15 protein-coding genes and 2 pseudogenes are annotated in these 13,987 nt (G+C 65.2%); all 17 read right to left on the reverse strand.

Features of this window, described 5'->3' with window-relative positions; genetic code table 11:
- Positions 1 to 4 precede the first annotated feature (4 nt).
- Positions 5 to 472, reverse strand: coding sequence for a type II secretion system protein (locus tag QCE58_RS04600; RefSeq protein WP_008351029.1), 468 nt, complete (start codon positions 470 to 472; stop codon positions 5 to 7).
- A gap of 22 nt (positions 473 to 494) precedes the next feature.
- Positions 495 to 2,492, reverse strand: coding sequence for a secretin N-terminal domain-containing protein (locus QCE58_RS04605; RefSeq protein WP_034474457.1), 1,998 nt, complete (start codon positions 2,490 to 2,492; stop codon positions 495 to 497).
- Positions 2,489 to 3,052, reverse strand: a complete 564-nt coding sequence (locus QCE58_RS04610; protein WP_250507251.1) for a hypothetical protein — start codon at positions 3,050 to 3,052, stop codon at positions 2,489 to 2,491. Before QCE58_RS04610 ends, QCE58_RS04605 begins: the two co-directional genes overlap by 4 nt.
- Complete coding sequence (locus QCE58_RS04615) at positions 3,049 to 3,573, reverse strand: hypothetical protein (protein ID WP_175981731.1); 525 nt, start codon at positions 3,571 to 3,573, stop codon at positions 3,049 to 3,051. Before QCE58_RS04615 ends, QCE58_RS04610 begins: the two co-directional genes overlap by 4 nt.
- On the reverse strand, positions 3,570 to 4,292 hold the full coding sequence (locus QCE58_RS04620; RefSeq protein WP_250520981.1) for a hypothetical protein: 723 nt from the start codon (positions 4,290 to 4,292) through the stop codon (positions 3,570 to 3,572). Before QCE58_RS04620 ends, QCE58_RS04615 begins: the two co-directional genes overlap by 4 nt.
- Complete coding sequence (locus QCE58_RS04625) at positions 4,289 to 5,131, reverse strand: hypothetical protein (RefSeq protein ID WP_250520982.1); 843 nt, start codon at positions 5,129 to 5,131, stop codon at positions 4,289 to 4,291. Before QCE58_RS04625 ends, QCE58_RS04620 begins: the two co-directional genes overlap by 4 nt.
- A gap of 12 nt (positions 5,132 to 5,143) precedes the next feature.
- The gene (locus tag QCE58_RS04630) at positions 5,144 to 6,787 is read right to left on the reverse strand and encodes a GspE/PulE family protein (protein WP_008351022.1); all 1,644 of its coding nucleotides are present in this window, start codon (positions 6,785 to 6,787) and stop codon (positions 5,144 to 5,146) included.
- A gap of 3 nt (positions 6,788 to 6,790) precedes the next feature.
- Complete coding sequence (locus QCE58_RS04635) at positions 6,791 to 7,975, reverse strand: type II secretion system F family protein (protein WP_034474466.1); 1,185 nt, start codon at positions 7,973 to 7,975, stop codon at positions 6,791 to 6,793.
- 17 nt (positions 7,976 to 7,992) lie between these two features.
- The gene (gspG, locus tag QCE58_RS04640; RefSeq protein ID WP_008351020.1) at positions 7,993 to 8,463 is read right to left on the reverse strand and encodes a type II secretion system major pseudopilin GspG; all 471 of its coding nucleotides are present in this window, start codon (positions 8,461 to 8,463) and stop codon (positions 7,993 to 7,995) included.
- A gap of 78 nt (positions 8,464 to 8,541) precedes the next feature.
- Complete coding sequence (locus QCE58_RS04645; protein ID WP_409014115.1) at positions 8,542 to 9,921, reverse strand: glycoside hydrolase family 18 protein; 1,380 nt, start codon at positions 9,919 to 9,921, stop codon at positions 8,542 to 8,544.
- A 222-nt stretch (positions 9,922 to 10,143) separates the two neighbouring features.
- Positions 10,144 to 10,245: pseudogene (locus tag QCE58_RS34070) on the reverse strand (carbohydrate-binding protein); the annotation flags it as partial.
- Between the two features lie 13 nt (positions 10,246 to 10,258).
- Positions 10,259 to 10,501, reverse strand: a complete 243-nt coding sequence (locus tag QCE58_RS34075) for a hypothetical protein (protein ID WP_409014121.1) — start codon at positions 10,499 to 10,501, stop codon at positions 10,259 to 10,261.
- 26 nt (positions 10,502 to 10,527) lie between these two features.
- A pseudogene (locus QCE58_RS34080) lies at positions 10,528 to 10,686 on the reverse strand (carbohydrate-binding protein); the annotation flags it as partial.
- A gap of 391 nt (positions 10,687 to 11,077) precedes the next feature.
- A complete protein-coding gene (locus tag QCE58_RS04650; protein WP_144403598.1) occupies positions 11,078 to 11,485 on the reverse strand; it encodes a hypothetical protein in 408 nt (135 codons plus the stop codon).
- Positions 11,486 to 11,553: 68 nt separating this feature from the next.
- Positions 11,554 to 12,069 (reverse strand): spore coat U domain-containing protein, encoded by a 516-nt coding sequence (locus QCE58_RS04655; RefSeq protein WP_244807785.1) that lies wholly within the window; start codon positions 12,067 to 12,069, stop codon positions 11,554 to 11,556.
- Positions 12,070 to 12,300: 231 nt separating this feature from the next.
- Positions 12,301 to 12,906, reverse strand: a complete 606-nt coding sequence (gene gstA, locus QCE58_RS04660) for a glutathione transferase GstA (protein ID WP_008351011.1) — start codon at positions 12,904 to 12,906, stop codon at positions 12,301 to 12,303.
- 106 nt (positions 12,907 to 13,012) lie between these two features.
- Positions 13,013 to 13,942 (reverse strand): bestrophin family protein, encoded by a 930-nt coding sequence (locus QCE58_RS04665; protein ID WP_008351010.1) that lies wholly within the window; start codon positions 13,940 to 13,942, stop codon positions 13,013 to 13,015.
- Positions 13,943 to 13,987 lie beyond the last annotated feature (45 nt).

The raw sequence follows: 13,987 nt of genomic DNA on the forward strand, positions 1-13,987 counted from the left end.
GCTCTCACCACTTTCGATAGGGAACGCCGTTGAGACCGGTGCCTTCGGACAGCGAATAGACGTCGTAGACGTCGTCGCCTTCGCTCGGCGAATCGGGCGGGCTCGCGTAGCTGCGCTTGCCCCAGGTCGCGTCGTCGGAGCGGCTCGGGCAGTCGCACATCGGGTCGCGCGGCACGCGGCGCAGAAAGTAGATGCGCGCGTGCGTCGGACTCGTCTTGTCGACGACGCCTTCGACGAGCGTTGCAAGCTTCGCCGGATAGCCCGTCTCGCCGACGGGACGGTCGATCTTGCCGTCGTCGCCGGCTTTCTTGTAGGCGTCGATCGCGTCGCGGATGCTCCACAGCGCGCGCCTGAACTCGTCCTCCCGGTTGCGCTGCGCGGCGATCTGCACGAGGGGCGCGGCGACCATCGCGAGCGCGGCGAGGATCGCGAGCGTGACCAGCAGTTCGATGATCGTGAAGCCCTTTTCCATCGTCGTCGGCCGGCTGCGCGGTTCAGGGTTGCTCGCGCGGCAGCCGCTGCGCTTCGCCGGTTGACTGAAGCGTCGGCGCGGGCGGCGGCAGGATCGCGATGGGCGGCGCGCTCGGCGGCTCGTTCGGCACGGATGGAGCCGATGGAGCCGATGGAGCGGGCGGCGCGGGCGGCGCGGGCAGCGGGGCTGCGGCGACCGCACCGGCCGCGACCGCCGGCGCGGCGGCGACCGGCGGCGGCAGACGCAAGCTCTCGTTGCCGGTCACGACATCGCGCTCGGTGCTGATGCGCGTTTCCGTGCCCGAATCGAACTGCATCGCGTTGCCCGTCGGCACGGCCTGATTGCGCACGATGCGCGGCGTGAGCAGCAAGACGAGTTCGGTTTCCTTCGAGTCGTCGGCGCGCGAGCCGAAGATGCGGTCGAAAATCGGCAGGCGGCTCAGTCCCGGCAAGCCCGATCCCGAGCTGCGATCGTTGCGCTGGAGCAGGCCCGCGAGCATCTGCGTTTCGTTGTTGCGCACGCTCATCACGGTTTCGGCGGTGCGGGTGCCGATCTGGTACGCGACGAGCCCGGTCGACGTCGTGATCGTGTCGGTGACATTCGACACTTCCATGCGCAGCTTCACCTGCACTTCGTCGGGACTGGCGATCACCGGCGCGACTTCCAGCGTGAGGCCGACGTCCTGATAGTTGACGCTCTCGGAGCTGAAGTTGCTGGAGAGCGTCGTCGTGACGACGGGCAGCCGGTCGCCGATCAGCACCTTCGCCTTCTCGCGATTGCGCACGCGGATGCTCGGATTGGCGAGCGTGCGCGTCTTGCCGTGCGTCTGCAAAAAGTTGATGCCGACCGGCCCGATCCGCACCAGCACGTCGCTGCTGTTGAGGTTATGCAGTTGTTCGAGCGTGACGGTGTTGTCGGGCAGCGTGGTGCCGTCGTCGATCGTGCCGGACTTGAGCCCGAACGTGATGCGGTCCGGATACTGGATACCCATGTTCAGCAGATCGGACGACGACACTTCGAGCACCTGCGCGTCGATGACCACTTCGGCGGGCGTCACGTCGAGCGCGCGGATGATGCGCTCCGCCACTTTGATCGTGTCCGGCGCGTCGCGCATGATGATCGCGTTGGTGCGCTCGTCGAGCACGGCGTCGCGCGTCTTGACCATCTGCTTGAGCACGCCGAGCACCTGCGCCGCCGTCGAGTTCTGCAGATAGAACGTCCGCACGACGAGATCCTTGTACTCGGTTTCCTTGTCGGGCCGCTTCGGGTAGATGAGGATCGAATTGCCGCTCACGATCTTGCTCGAAAGCTGATTGGCCTGGAGCACCATCGACAGCACCTGCTTGACGGGCGTGTTGCTCGCGAAGATCGTGGTCGGCGCGGTCGCTTGCACTTCGCGGTCGAACGTGAAGTTCAGCCCGGTGATGTTCGACACCAGCTCGAAGATGCTGATGATCGGCTGATCGCGGAACTGCACCGTGATCGGTTGATCGAGGTCCTTGTTGAGCTTCGGCTCGATCGATTGTCCCTTCGGCGCGAGCAGTTCTTCGCGCAGCCGGATCGCGCGCGCGTTGTCGGGCTGCTTCGCGAGCACGTCGATAACGGCCGAGAGCGCCGCCTGCGGCTGATCCAGACGCACCGATTCGGCGTAGCGCACTTCCGCGTCGATCGGCGCCTGTCGCTCGATCCACTCGATCATCTCGCGCGGGTTGTCGTCGCCGGGCGCGGCCTGCTGCGCCTTGTGCGCCCAGCCGAGCGCCTGCGCCGCGTCGCCCGCGCGGTACGCGACGGTCGCGCGTTGCAGGTATTCCATCGACAGCCTGCGCCGCAACGCGAGATACCAGCTTCTGATTTCCAGATCGTCGGGATACTGCGCGCTTTGCTGCGCGAGCAGTTCGAGCTGGGCGTCGGGCGGCATGCCCGCGAGCCGGTTTTGCAGATCCTGCCGATGCAGATCCCCCGCGCATGCCGCGATGAGCGGAATCAACAGGCAGACCGTCACGTCTTTGAGCCGGCTCATTTGAGTTCTCCAAGCGACAGCGTCTGCCGGCGCTTCAGCGGCAGGTACGTGAACTGGACTTCGCGGCGGCTGATGTCGTCGATGCGATAAGCGTTCAGCATCACGTCGCCCTTGTGCAGGAAGCCCTTCTTCTGGCAGTTCATGCAGAGCGGGAACTCGCGGTTCGCGCCGGAAATGACCACATAGAAAACGCCTTGCTGATCGAGCCAGAGCGAGCGAACCGCGAACGGCAGCGGCGGCGGCTCGGGCGGCGGCGGCGGCTTCGACGGCTTGGGTGGTTCGGGCGGCGGAGGCGGCGGCGGTGGCTGCCAGTTCTGCGTCGGAAAGAGATCGATGGGCGCGGGTCCGGCCGCCGCGACGATATCGGCTGCGCTCGCCGCCGGCGGCGCGGAAGCGGGCGCGGCGGGCTTCGCCGTCGATGTCGCCGCTGGCTGTTGCGGTTCGGGCGCCGTATCGTCGCCGCCGCGAAAATACGTGAATACGACGAGCGCGAGCGCCGCCAACATCAGCCCCAGCACCGGACGCGAGATCTTCAGGGTGCGCAGGTCGAGCCGGCTCATTTCGTTGCTTCCACGAGAAACGCGCATTGCAGGCGCACCTCCAGTTGCGTCACGCCGATATTCGGCCGCGACAGGCTGAGCCGCTCGCAGCGCAGGCCCGGCAGCGTCCGCAGTTCGTGCATGAAGCCGCGGAACTGCAGATAAGTGGCGCTGAACGTCGTCTCGACGACATAGCGCCGCAGCGACGGATCGTCCTTCTCCTGCGCGGCGAGCTGATACGTGATCTGCGGAATCGCGATGCCGTTCTTCGCCGCGATCGCATGCAGACTGTGCAGGAACACGAAATAACGCTCCTCGGGGCTGACCGGTGCGACGGCTTCGTCGGGCGAGGGTGGCGGCGGTTGCGTCAGATGGACGGCGCGCGCGTTCAGATCGGCCTCACGCTGCGCGATGTCGCGATGCAAGGGCAGGATGTCGGTCAGCGCGACGATCGCCGCGCCCGCGATGAGCAGTACCGCGAGCAGCCCGAAGGTGCCGAGCCGCCACTGCGCGCGCCGCAGTTCCCAGACGAGGCGGTTCATCGGCGCGCTCCGCTCGGATGGGCGGCGTGGCTCGCCTGGGGCCGCGCTTGCGATGCGGCCGGAGCGGCGGAAGCCGCCGATGCCGCCGATGCCGCCGATGCCGCCGAAGCCGCCGAAGCCGCCGTCGATGCCGCCGAAGCCGCCGTCGATGCCGCCGATGCCGAAGCAGCGGCCGCAACCGCCGAAGCCGCCACCGGGCGCGCGACGAACGCCTTCCACGTGACCTGCAACGACGTCTCCACCGATGGCGCCGGCGGTCCCGGCTTCTGAATCTGCCGCTTGATCGCGACGCTTTCCGCGCCGGGCTGCGCCTGAAGCCAGTCGGCGTAAGAGATCGCTTCCTGGACCGAGCGCGTCTCGAACTGCATGTTGATCTGCCGCGACGCGGTGACGAAATCCAGCGACAGCAGCGCGATATTCGGATGCCATCCGCCTTCGATCAGATCGCGCGCGGGTTCCGTCGCGTAGCGCTGCTGCGCCATCAACTGCGCCATGCGCGCGTCGCCGGACTCGCGATGCGCGTTGCTGATCACATGAAACTTCGCTTCCTGCTTCGCGATCGTCGCCTCGCGTTCGTCGAGCGCCTCGCCTTGTTCCTTGAGCGCGTCGCGATACTGCATCGCCGCGATCAGCGCGACGATCCCGACGACGAGCGCGAGCAGCCCCACGGCCGCGCCGGGCCGGTTCGGACGATGCAGGTCGATGACGGGCGCTTTCATGTCGCGGCATCCCAGGGCGCGGGCAGCCATTCGACGAGCGCGGCGTCGGCCGACCAGCGCTCGCGCGCGTCCGGTCCACCCGGTCCGCCCGGTCCAATCACATAGCGGCGTTCGGGCGGCGTATCGGCGCAGAGCGCGAACGCGTCGCGCAGCACGCCATCGAGCGCGCCCTCGCGCGTGCGCGTCACCGGCAATGCGATGAAGGCCGTCCATCCGCCGCCGCGCCGCAGCCCGATATGCGCGATGGCCGCGTCACGCTCCGTTTCCTCCAGCGCGACGATCGCGATCGCGCCGTCGCGGATGCGCGCCGCATGCTTCTGCATCGCGAAGGCATACGCCGGCTCGATGCCGAGCAGTTGCAGCTTGCGCGTCTTGCACAGACGCTCGATGCCCACGCACAGCGCCTCCGATATCGCGGCGGCGAGGCGTCCCTGTTCCCACGCGCCATCGGTGACGGCGTAGCGCCACGCCTCGGTGCCCGCGCCCATCTGCACGGCCTGCACGCGTGCGGCGGCGACCCAGTCCTGCGGTTTCGGCAGCGGCTGCCACGGCAGCGCGTGATAGCGCGCGAACGGTGCGCCGACCACCACGCGCAGCGCATGCAGACCGAGGTTCGCGGGCTTCGGCGCGAGCGTTTCGATGGCCTTGAGCGCCGCGGCGACATCGTTCGCCGATGACAGCGGCATCGGCGCGCCGCCGAACGTGCGGGCGTGCCGTCCGTCGATCCAGATCGTCGTGCGGCTCATGAATGCGGGCGTTTTGATCGACGGCGCATTCAGCTTCGGCCGCTTCTTCGCGACGCTGCGCAACGCTTCGAGATGGTCCGACCAACGCGACATGATTCGCCTCCGTCAGCCTTCGACCATCGTGACGCGATTGACTTCGGCGAGCGTCGTGCGTCCGTCGGCGACCGCGCGCAACGCGATGCCGCGCAGCGGCACGAAGCCGCTCTGATACGCGAGTTGCTTCAGCTCGACGATCGGCCGCCGCTCGACGAAGCATTGCTTGATCGCATCGTTCAGGCGCAGCACTTCCGCGATCGGCTGACGTCCGAGATAGCCCGTGCGCCTGCACGCCTCGCAGCCCGCGCCTTTGCGGAAACGCCAGCCGGCGATCTCTTCGCGCGTGAGCGCCGAAGCGCGCAGCAGCGCGTCGTCGGGCGGATCGTCGTCGCGCACGCAATGCGGGCAGTTCTTGCGCATCAGCCGTTGCGCGACCGCGCCGAGCAGCGCGTCGACGAAACTGTGCATGTCGACGCCCATGTGCAGGAAGCGGTCGAGCACGGAGAAGACGTTGTTCGCGTGGACGGACGTCAGCACGAGGTGGCCGGTCAGCGCTGCCTGCACGGCGATGCCCGCCGTTTCGCCATCGCGGATTTCGCCGACGAGAATCTTGTCCGGATCGTGCCGCAGGATCGAGCGCAGGCCGCGCGCGAACGTGAGCCCTTTCTTGTCGTTGATGGGAATTTGCAGCACGCCCGGCAACTCGTATTCCACCGGATCTTCGATCGTGATGATCTTCTCGTCGCCGGTATTGATTTCGGTGAGCGTCGCGTAGAGCGTCGTCGACTTGCCCGAGCCGGTCGGCCCGGTCACGAGCAGGAGACCGTACGGCTCGTGCGCGATCGTGCGGATCGCCTCGACGATCTCCGGCTCGTGGCCGATCGAATCGAGCCGCAGCGCGGTGGCGCCGGCCTCGCCGCGTTGCTTGTCGAGCACGCGCAGCACGGCGTCTTCGCCGTGGATCGACGGCATGATCGAGACGCGAAAATCGATCTCGCGCTGATTGATGATCGCCTTGAAGCGCCCGTCCTGCGGAATGCGCCGCTCGCCGATATCGAGATCGGCCATGACCTTCAGGCGCGACAGCACTTGCTCGGCCGTGTCGATGCCCGGCGCGCTCGCCGTTTCCTGCAGCACGCCGTCGATGCGGTATTTGATGACGAGTCCCGCCGCCGTGCTTTCGATATGGATATCCGATGCGCGGGCCCGCAGCGCGTCGTACAGCGACGAATTGACGAGCCGGATCACGGGATGCACGTCGGCGGCGAGCGTGGCGAGCGTGATCTCGACGCCCGCATCGGCGCTCGCCGACGACTTGCCCTCGACGCTGATCTGCGTGAGCGCCTGATGCGCCGATTCATGCAGCGCGAGGTACGCCATCAGTTCGGCGGGCACGCAGAACGCGAACGCGAAGGGCTTCTTCACGCGGTTCATCGCCCAGGCGCGCATGTTGGCGTCGAAAGGGTCGGCGAGCACGAGCCACAAGTGCGCGCCGGGGTCGTCGGCGAGCAGGCACTTGCGCGACATCGCGTCGCCGAAAGAGAGCAGGTCGAAGCGCGGCGTGAGCGTTTCGAGCGCTTGCGCGTCGAAGCCGCGCAGGCCGAGCGTCGCCGTCACGTTATGCAGATAGTCGGCGGGATCGTGATCGGCATCGTCCCAGAATCGCTGCTGGCGCGTGCGCGTATCGGGCGCGATGTGCGCGGCTTGTTCCATGATTCACCCCACGGCTCCGGCCAGTTGGAAGATCGGCATGTAGAGCAGGAAGATGATCGTCCCGATGATGCTGCCCACCACCAGCATCAGGACGGGCTCGACCACGCGCATCAGCGTGTCGATCGCGCGGTCCAGCTCTTCGTCGCAAAACTCGGCCGAGCGCGTCACCATGCCGGCCAGCTCGCCGCTTTGCTCGCCCACGCGGATGAGCCGTTCGGCCACCGGCGTCGTCAGATTCGCGGCGGGCAGCGCGCCGGAGAGCGGCTTGCCCGCGCGAATTTCGTCGAGCGCCTGCGCGAGCGCCGTCTGCAATTGCGCGGGCAAGACCTGCGCGGCGAGTTCCATCGACGTAACCATCGACATGCCGCCCGCGAGCAAGAGGCCGAGCGTGCGGTAGAAGCGCGTCAGCGCGAAGAGGCGCTGATAGTCCGCGAGCTTCGGCAGCCGCATGAACGCTTCGAAGAGCCGCGCGCGCACCTTCTCGCTGCGCAACGACAAGCCCGCGCCGACGATCGCGCCGACGACGCCCGCGAGCAGCAGCCCGCCGTGCGCCTCGACGAGATTTCCCCATGCGAGCATCACGCGCGCGGAGAACGGAATCTCCTTCATCGACGCGAACACCTGGCTGAACTTCGGGATCACGTAGAACGCGAGAAACAGGACGATGAGCGCGCCCGTCGCGATGACGATCGACGGATACACCATCGACGACACGACTTTCTTGCGCACCACGGAGAGCCGCGCGTCGTAGTGGTGATAGCGCTTGAGCGCCTCGGCGAGATGGCCGGTCTGTTCGGCGGAGGCCACGGTCGCGACGTAGAGCGGCGGAAAATGCGCGGGCTGGCGCTCGAGCGCGCGCGACAGCGGCTCGCCTTCGTAGAGCGCGGAGACGATCTGCGCGAGCACTGTGCGATTGAGCCCGTCGCGGCTCTTGTCGCGCAATGTCTCGACGGTCTCGACGAGGCTCAGGCCCGCTTCGAGCAGCGCGATCAGCTCTTGCGTGAAGAGCGCGCGCTCGAACACGGGCTTGCGGAACGTGAAGCCCGCCTTGCGCTTTTCGAGCGGCGTCGCTTCGATGAGCGACAGACCCATGTCGGCGACGCTCTGGCGCAACTGGGCGTCATCGGCGGCGTCGAGTTCCAGCTCCTGCTGGCCGCCGTCGCTTTCGACCCGTACGCGATATCGCATGGCGCTCACCGCGCGGATCATTTGGCGACGATGTCCGCGTCCTCGCCCGATCCGCCCGGTTTGCCGTCGGCGCCGTAGGTCATCAGGTCGTAGTCCTTGCCGCCTTCGCCCGGCGATCGATAGATATACGGCTTGCCCCACGGATCGTTCGGAATCGCGCTGCTCATGTACGGACCTTCCCAGCCCGACGTGTTGCCGACGTTGGTCATCAGCGCGGCGAGGCCGGCGTCGGTGCCCGGATAGTGCCCGGTGTCCAGCCGATAACGGTCGAGCGCGCTTTCGATGCCCTTCATCTGCGATGCCGCCGTCTTGCTGCGCGCCTTGCCCACTTCGCCGAAGAGCTTCGGTCCGACATAGCCCGCCAATAGCGCGATGATGAGCAGCACCACCAGCAGTTCGAGCAAGGTAAAGCCGCGCCGGCGCAAGCCGATGCCGGTCTGCGTCAGCTTTCCCCTCAGTGCGGCAGCCTTCGTCAAATGGTTATACATGGCAGCCCCCGGCAGGTTCGGATCTCGGCGCCGCGCGCGTCTGCCCGGTCGGGCGATACGCGCGCGGCCCGTCGAGCATCACTTCAGTCCGTCGCTCATCACTTTCAGCAACTCGGCGTTGGGTCCGTCGCCGTCGAGTTCCCAGGCGAACGAGCCGCGCAGGTTCTGCGCTTTCACGTAGTCCATCTTGAGTTTCATGGTTCCGGGCGTGTCGTAGGACCACCAGGTGGTGCCGTCGAACTTGTACGCGGTTTTCGCGACCGGATGCTCGTACACCGTGCCGGCCGCGCTCTTCAGGAGACGGTAGTCCTGGATGCCTTCCTCGTACTTGCCCGGCGCGGGCTTGGTGGCTTTCTGATACAGGCCGTCGCCTTGCGGACCCTTGGTGACGCCGGTCCAGCCGCGTCCGTAGAACGGCACGCCGACCACGATCTTCGATGTCGGCACGCCGCCTGCGAGCAGCGCCTTCACCGCTCCGTCGACGTTATAGGTCGGCGCATACTGGCCCGCCTTGTAGTTCGGGCTGTCGGGGTCGCCGTAGAGCGGCGCCTGGAAGTCGGTCGGCCCGTTGGTTTCCCATCCGCCGTGGAAGTCGTACGACATGATGTTGATCCAGTCGAGCGACTTGCTGTATTCGCCCGGCTCGGTCATCGCGATCTTGTCGCCGCCCGCGCCGATCGCGACCGTCAGCAGATAGCGCTTGCCGTTCTGGGCGCCGATGGCGTCGAGTTGCTTGCGGAACTCGGCGAGCAGCAGCGTGTAGTTCTTCTTGTCGTTCGGATCGACGGCGTTGTATGGCTGGCCGCCGCCGCCGGGGAATTCCCAGTCGATGTCGATGCCGTCGAACACGTCCGCGCCGATGCCGTCGCCGCCCGCGTTCGAGCCGGCGTCATAGGGCAGATTGCCCTTGATGTAGACGTCGATGCACGAGCTCACGAGCTGCTTGCGCAGCGCGTCGGTTGCCGCCGCTTTGCCGAACCATCGCGACCAGGTCCAGCCGCCGAGCGAAATGATCACCTTCAGGTTCGGATGCTTGGCCTTCAACTGCTTGAGCTGATTGAAGTTCCCTTTCAGCGGGCCGGCTCCGGCTTTGCCGTAGCGCGGATCGTTCGTCGGGAAGTCCCAGGTGTCGCCCTTGCCGCTGACGGCTTCGTTGGCGCCGAAGTTCTTTTGATAGTCGGCCCAGGCGTCGCCGCCGGTGCCTGCGTCCGCGGCGTTCGGATTGGTCGCGCCCGGCTCGGCCTTGTTGATGATGCCGCACTCGTAGCCGCCGTTCTTCTGGTAGAGGTTGCCGAACGCGTAGTTGATGAACGTGAGCATCGAGGCAGAGCCGGTCGTGTCGACGTCCTTGAGCTTGTAATTGCGGTCGTAGATGCCCCACTGCGCGAAGTAGCCGCCGATTTCACGCGCCCCTGAGGGGGAGGGTGCGGGTGTGGGTGTGGGTGTCGGCGTTGGCACCGGCGTTGGCGTCGGCGTCGGTGTTGGAACCGGCGTGGGCGTTGGTGTTGGAACCGGCGTCGGCGTGGGCGTCGGCGTCGGCGTCGGAACGGGTGTTGGCGTCGGCGTCGGCGTCGGAACGGGTGTTGGCGTCGGCGTCGGAACCGGCGTCGGCGCAGGAGCAGGAGCAGGAGCAGGCGACGGCCCGCCCGAGCACGCGCCGAGATCTTCCCATACGCCGTATTGCCCGGATTGCGCCGGATTTTCGCCCTGCGTCCACCACTTGTTTCGATAATTGCGGCCGTTGTACGTCACGCGCGTGCCCGCCGTCGCATAAGCCTGCGTCGACGACCACGCGTCATAACACGCGGAGCCCGACGGTGTCGGCGTGGGCGTCGGAGTCGGAGTCGGAGTCGGAGTCGGCGTTGGCGTTGGCGTTGGCGTTGGCGTGGGTGTTGGAGTCGGTGTTGGAGTCGGCGTTGGAGTCGGTGTCGGCGTGGGACTCGGGGTTGGAGTCGGTGTCGGTGTCGGCGTCGGCGTCGGCGTGCCGCCCGTTGCGCCGAGATCCTTCCACAACGTCGGCGTGGTGGAAGGCGTCCATCCCGCGCCGGGGTAGGCGGTATGCGATTGCAGCGCCTGATACGTGTGGCCGTTGTAAGTGACGGTGGCGCCTGTCGAATATGTGGTCCCTTCCTGCCACTCGGCGCCATTGGCACTGACTGAATAGGCAACCAGCAAGGCCAGCGTCAATGCGCTAACTTTGGAATGCTTAACAAGGCGATTCATGAGAATGGCCTCCTTTGTTTCGATTATGGTTGGTTTCGATTCTCTACATTGTCAAGCTGTTTGCCTCAAACGCCGCGCATTTCAAGCGCCTATACGCGGATATATTGATAATCCAAGCTTCTCCACTAAGCAAGTTGGAAATTGATGATTAGTTTTCCTTCTGGTTTTCTTATAGGCGTGCTTTTTACGCGACGCAAAGAATACTGCTTCGAAATATGGCACCGTCGATTTGAATATGCACGTCGTGAGTTCGACATCGGGCCGTTATTTTCACTCGGCATTCCGGCGATATGGATCGTTGATGCATGCAGCGATGCGAATATGAAACGCGCCGCAGGTCCGTATGCGGGATCGCTTTAATCGCCTGCCGGTATATCGGCGTATCGGTGCGTCAGAACTGAACCGTGACGGCAACGATCGGTGGATAGTTTTCGCTGCCGGACACACTGGTCGATGCCGCCGCGTCCTTGACGTGAGACGTGTGCTCGATCGATTGCAACGATAGCGCCTCACCCGAAGCCGATCTCGCTTCGACGCCGACGCGATACGGCGTTTTGGTCCCGCCGCAATTCACCGCGACGCGGCTTGCCTGATCGATTTCGACAGGAGCGCCGGGCGTGACGATCGAGCAGGCATTTTCGATTGTCAGCGCGATGTCCATTTTGGCCGTGCCGCTTTTCGCGAAACCTTCGGGAGACACAGCAAGCGTTTCCGCCGCAATCAAGGCGGCGAATGCGGCATGGTAGAGCGAGTGACTTTTCATGAATGGACCCGAGGGGATATTGATTTTTCGCGCCATGCAACAGTGCATATGCGCGGGTGCTTTCTAAAAAGCCCCGCGCCTTTGAAAAAAGGAAACCGAAATGCTTAGAAAACCAGCGTCGCGGTGATGGTCGACGAATACGTGCCCGCAGCCGGCGTGTCTTGCGACGGCACGCGGCCATAAACCGTGATGCTCTGGTTCGAGCCGTCGCCCGTGCCTGCGACCGTGTCGCTGTCCACCGTATTGCCCCAGACCTGCGTGCGCGCCGTATCCCGATACAGATTGAATTCGACCGATGCATCGCCGGCCGCGTTGCTCATCTTGCGGTCCGCGACAGTCGAACCGTTCGCGGTGCCCGCGTCGAGCGCGACGCTGTAGGCCGTGCCCTTGGTGCATGTGACCGAGAGCGTCGTCGTCTGATCGAGGTTGTTGCTGATCACGCCGGTGCTGCCGAAATTCAGCGGGTTCGCGGCGATGGAGCAGTCGTCCTGCACGGTCAGCGTGACATCGAAGGTCGCGCTCTTGCTGGCGGCCATTGCATTGGGCGAAGCGACGACGCCGAGCGTGGCGGCGCCGGCAACGATGGCGATGACGGCGGCTTTGCTGAACAGATTGCGCATGAGAATCTCCGGTATCAGATTGACGACGCCGATTGCGTTTGGCGTCGCGAGAACATGAGCAAATGATAGGGAGCGCGCGTCTAAGACTGAATGAGACGACTCTTATTTGAGATGGTGAAACGAGCGGTTTCGCCGGATGGCATTGTGCTGACGCGTTTATCGAGATGCCGACGCTACATGTGAAAACGGCCTCCCGAAGGAGGCCGCCTGGCTACCGGAGACGACGTGGATTCAGATCAGTCCTTCGGCCTTGAGCGCGGCCTGCACGCCCGGGCGCGCGCCGACACGCGCCTGATACGCGACGAGCGCGGGCCACTTGCCGAGGTCGAGATCGATATGCTTCGCCCAGCTCAAAACCGTGAACAGATACGCATCGCCGATGCTGAATTCGTTGCCGAGCAGGAACTGCTTGTCATCGACTTGCTGCGCGACGTAGGCGAGACGGCGTTCGAGATTGGCCATCGCCGCGGCCTTCCAGTCGCTGCTTGCGGCCGGGTTGAAGAACGGCGAGAAGTTCTTGTGCAGTTCCGTGCCGATGAACGTGAGCCAGCTTTGCAGACGGTACCGCGCCATCGCATCGTTGAGCGGCGCGAGATGCTTCGCCGGAACCTGATCGGCGATGTATTGCATGATCGCCGGGCCTTCGGTCAGCAGTTCCCCGTTGTCGAGCAGGAGCGCGGGCACGTAACCCTTCGCGTTGATCTTGGTGAAATCCGCGCCGCTCGCGGTGAGCTTGGTCTTGAGATCGACGGCTTCGGTTTCGTAGGCGAGCCCGGATTCTTCGAGCGCGATGTGCGACGCGAGGGAACAGGCGCCTGCCTTGTAGAACAGTTTCAAAACAATTCCTCCAGGATGAGTCGCACGATTATGAACGATGTCGTGCTTGCGCAGCATCCGCTATCGCGAAACGAATTGTGTCGTTTGATGAAAGATCGAACCGCGATCAATCGAGGATGAAATCGCGCGAGGATGCGACGGTCTTCGGCGGCATCGGGAAGTCGGGGTCGGCGGCCATGTCGTGCAGCGCGGCTTCGATCGCGTCGCAGATGGCGTTCAACGCGAGATCGTTTTCCTCGAGGCCGAACGGATCTTCGATCTGCGCGGCGATCGCCTCCAGCGCCATGAACGCATACGCGACGAGCAACGCGAAAAGCGGCGTGAGCAGGCCGGCGCCATCGACGAGGCCGAACGGCAGCATCACGCAGAAGAGGTAGATCGTGCGGTGAATCATCACCGAGTAGGAGAAGGGCAGCGGCGTGGAGGCGATGCGCTCGCATCCGCCGATCACATCCGAAAGCGCGTTCAGATTGTGCTGAATCGCGAGGACGGCATAGCCGTCGAGCGCGTCTTCCCGCTTGCGTTCGGCGACCCATTCGCCGAGCCAGAGCAGAATCAGCGCGGGCCGGAACTTCGCGGCGGCCACGCGTGCGTGCAGTTCAGGCGAGAGGCGGGGCGCGAGATCGGCGAGCGCGTCGGTGTTGCGCAGTTGATGTCTCAACGCGTGAGGCAGCGCGCCGAGCGCGGACAGAAAACGTCGCTCCTCAGCGCGGTCGCGATTGTCCGGCAGCGACAGCGCCTGCTGCGCCAGCGCGCGCGATGTGTTGAGCAGCGTGCCCCACAGCTTGCGGCCTTCCCACCATCGCTCGTAACTCGCGCTGTTGCGGAAACCGAGAAACACCGCGAGCGCGATGCCGACGAGCGCGAACGGCGGCGTGCCGAGCCCGAGCGGATAGTGCCGCATGTGGTCGTGCATGAAGATCGCCGCGAGCGACAGCGCGAAGATCAGCCCGAGGCGCGGCAGCAGTTGCGGCAGCACGGAGCCGCGCCACACGAACAGCAGCCGGAACCAGTTGAGCTTGGGGCGAATGATCATGGACGAGCTTGCCGGTGAAACCGCAATGAATTTCCGATTATCTCG

The sequence above is a fragment of the Caballeronia sp. LZ028 genome (assembly GCF_031451415.1).
GTDB lineage: Bacteria > Pseudomonadota > Gammaproteobacteria > Burkholderiales > Burkholderiaceae > Caballeronia > Caballeronia zhejiangensis.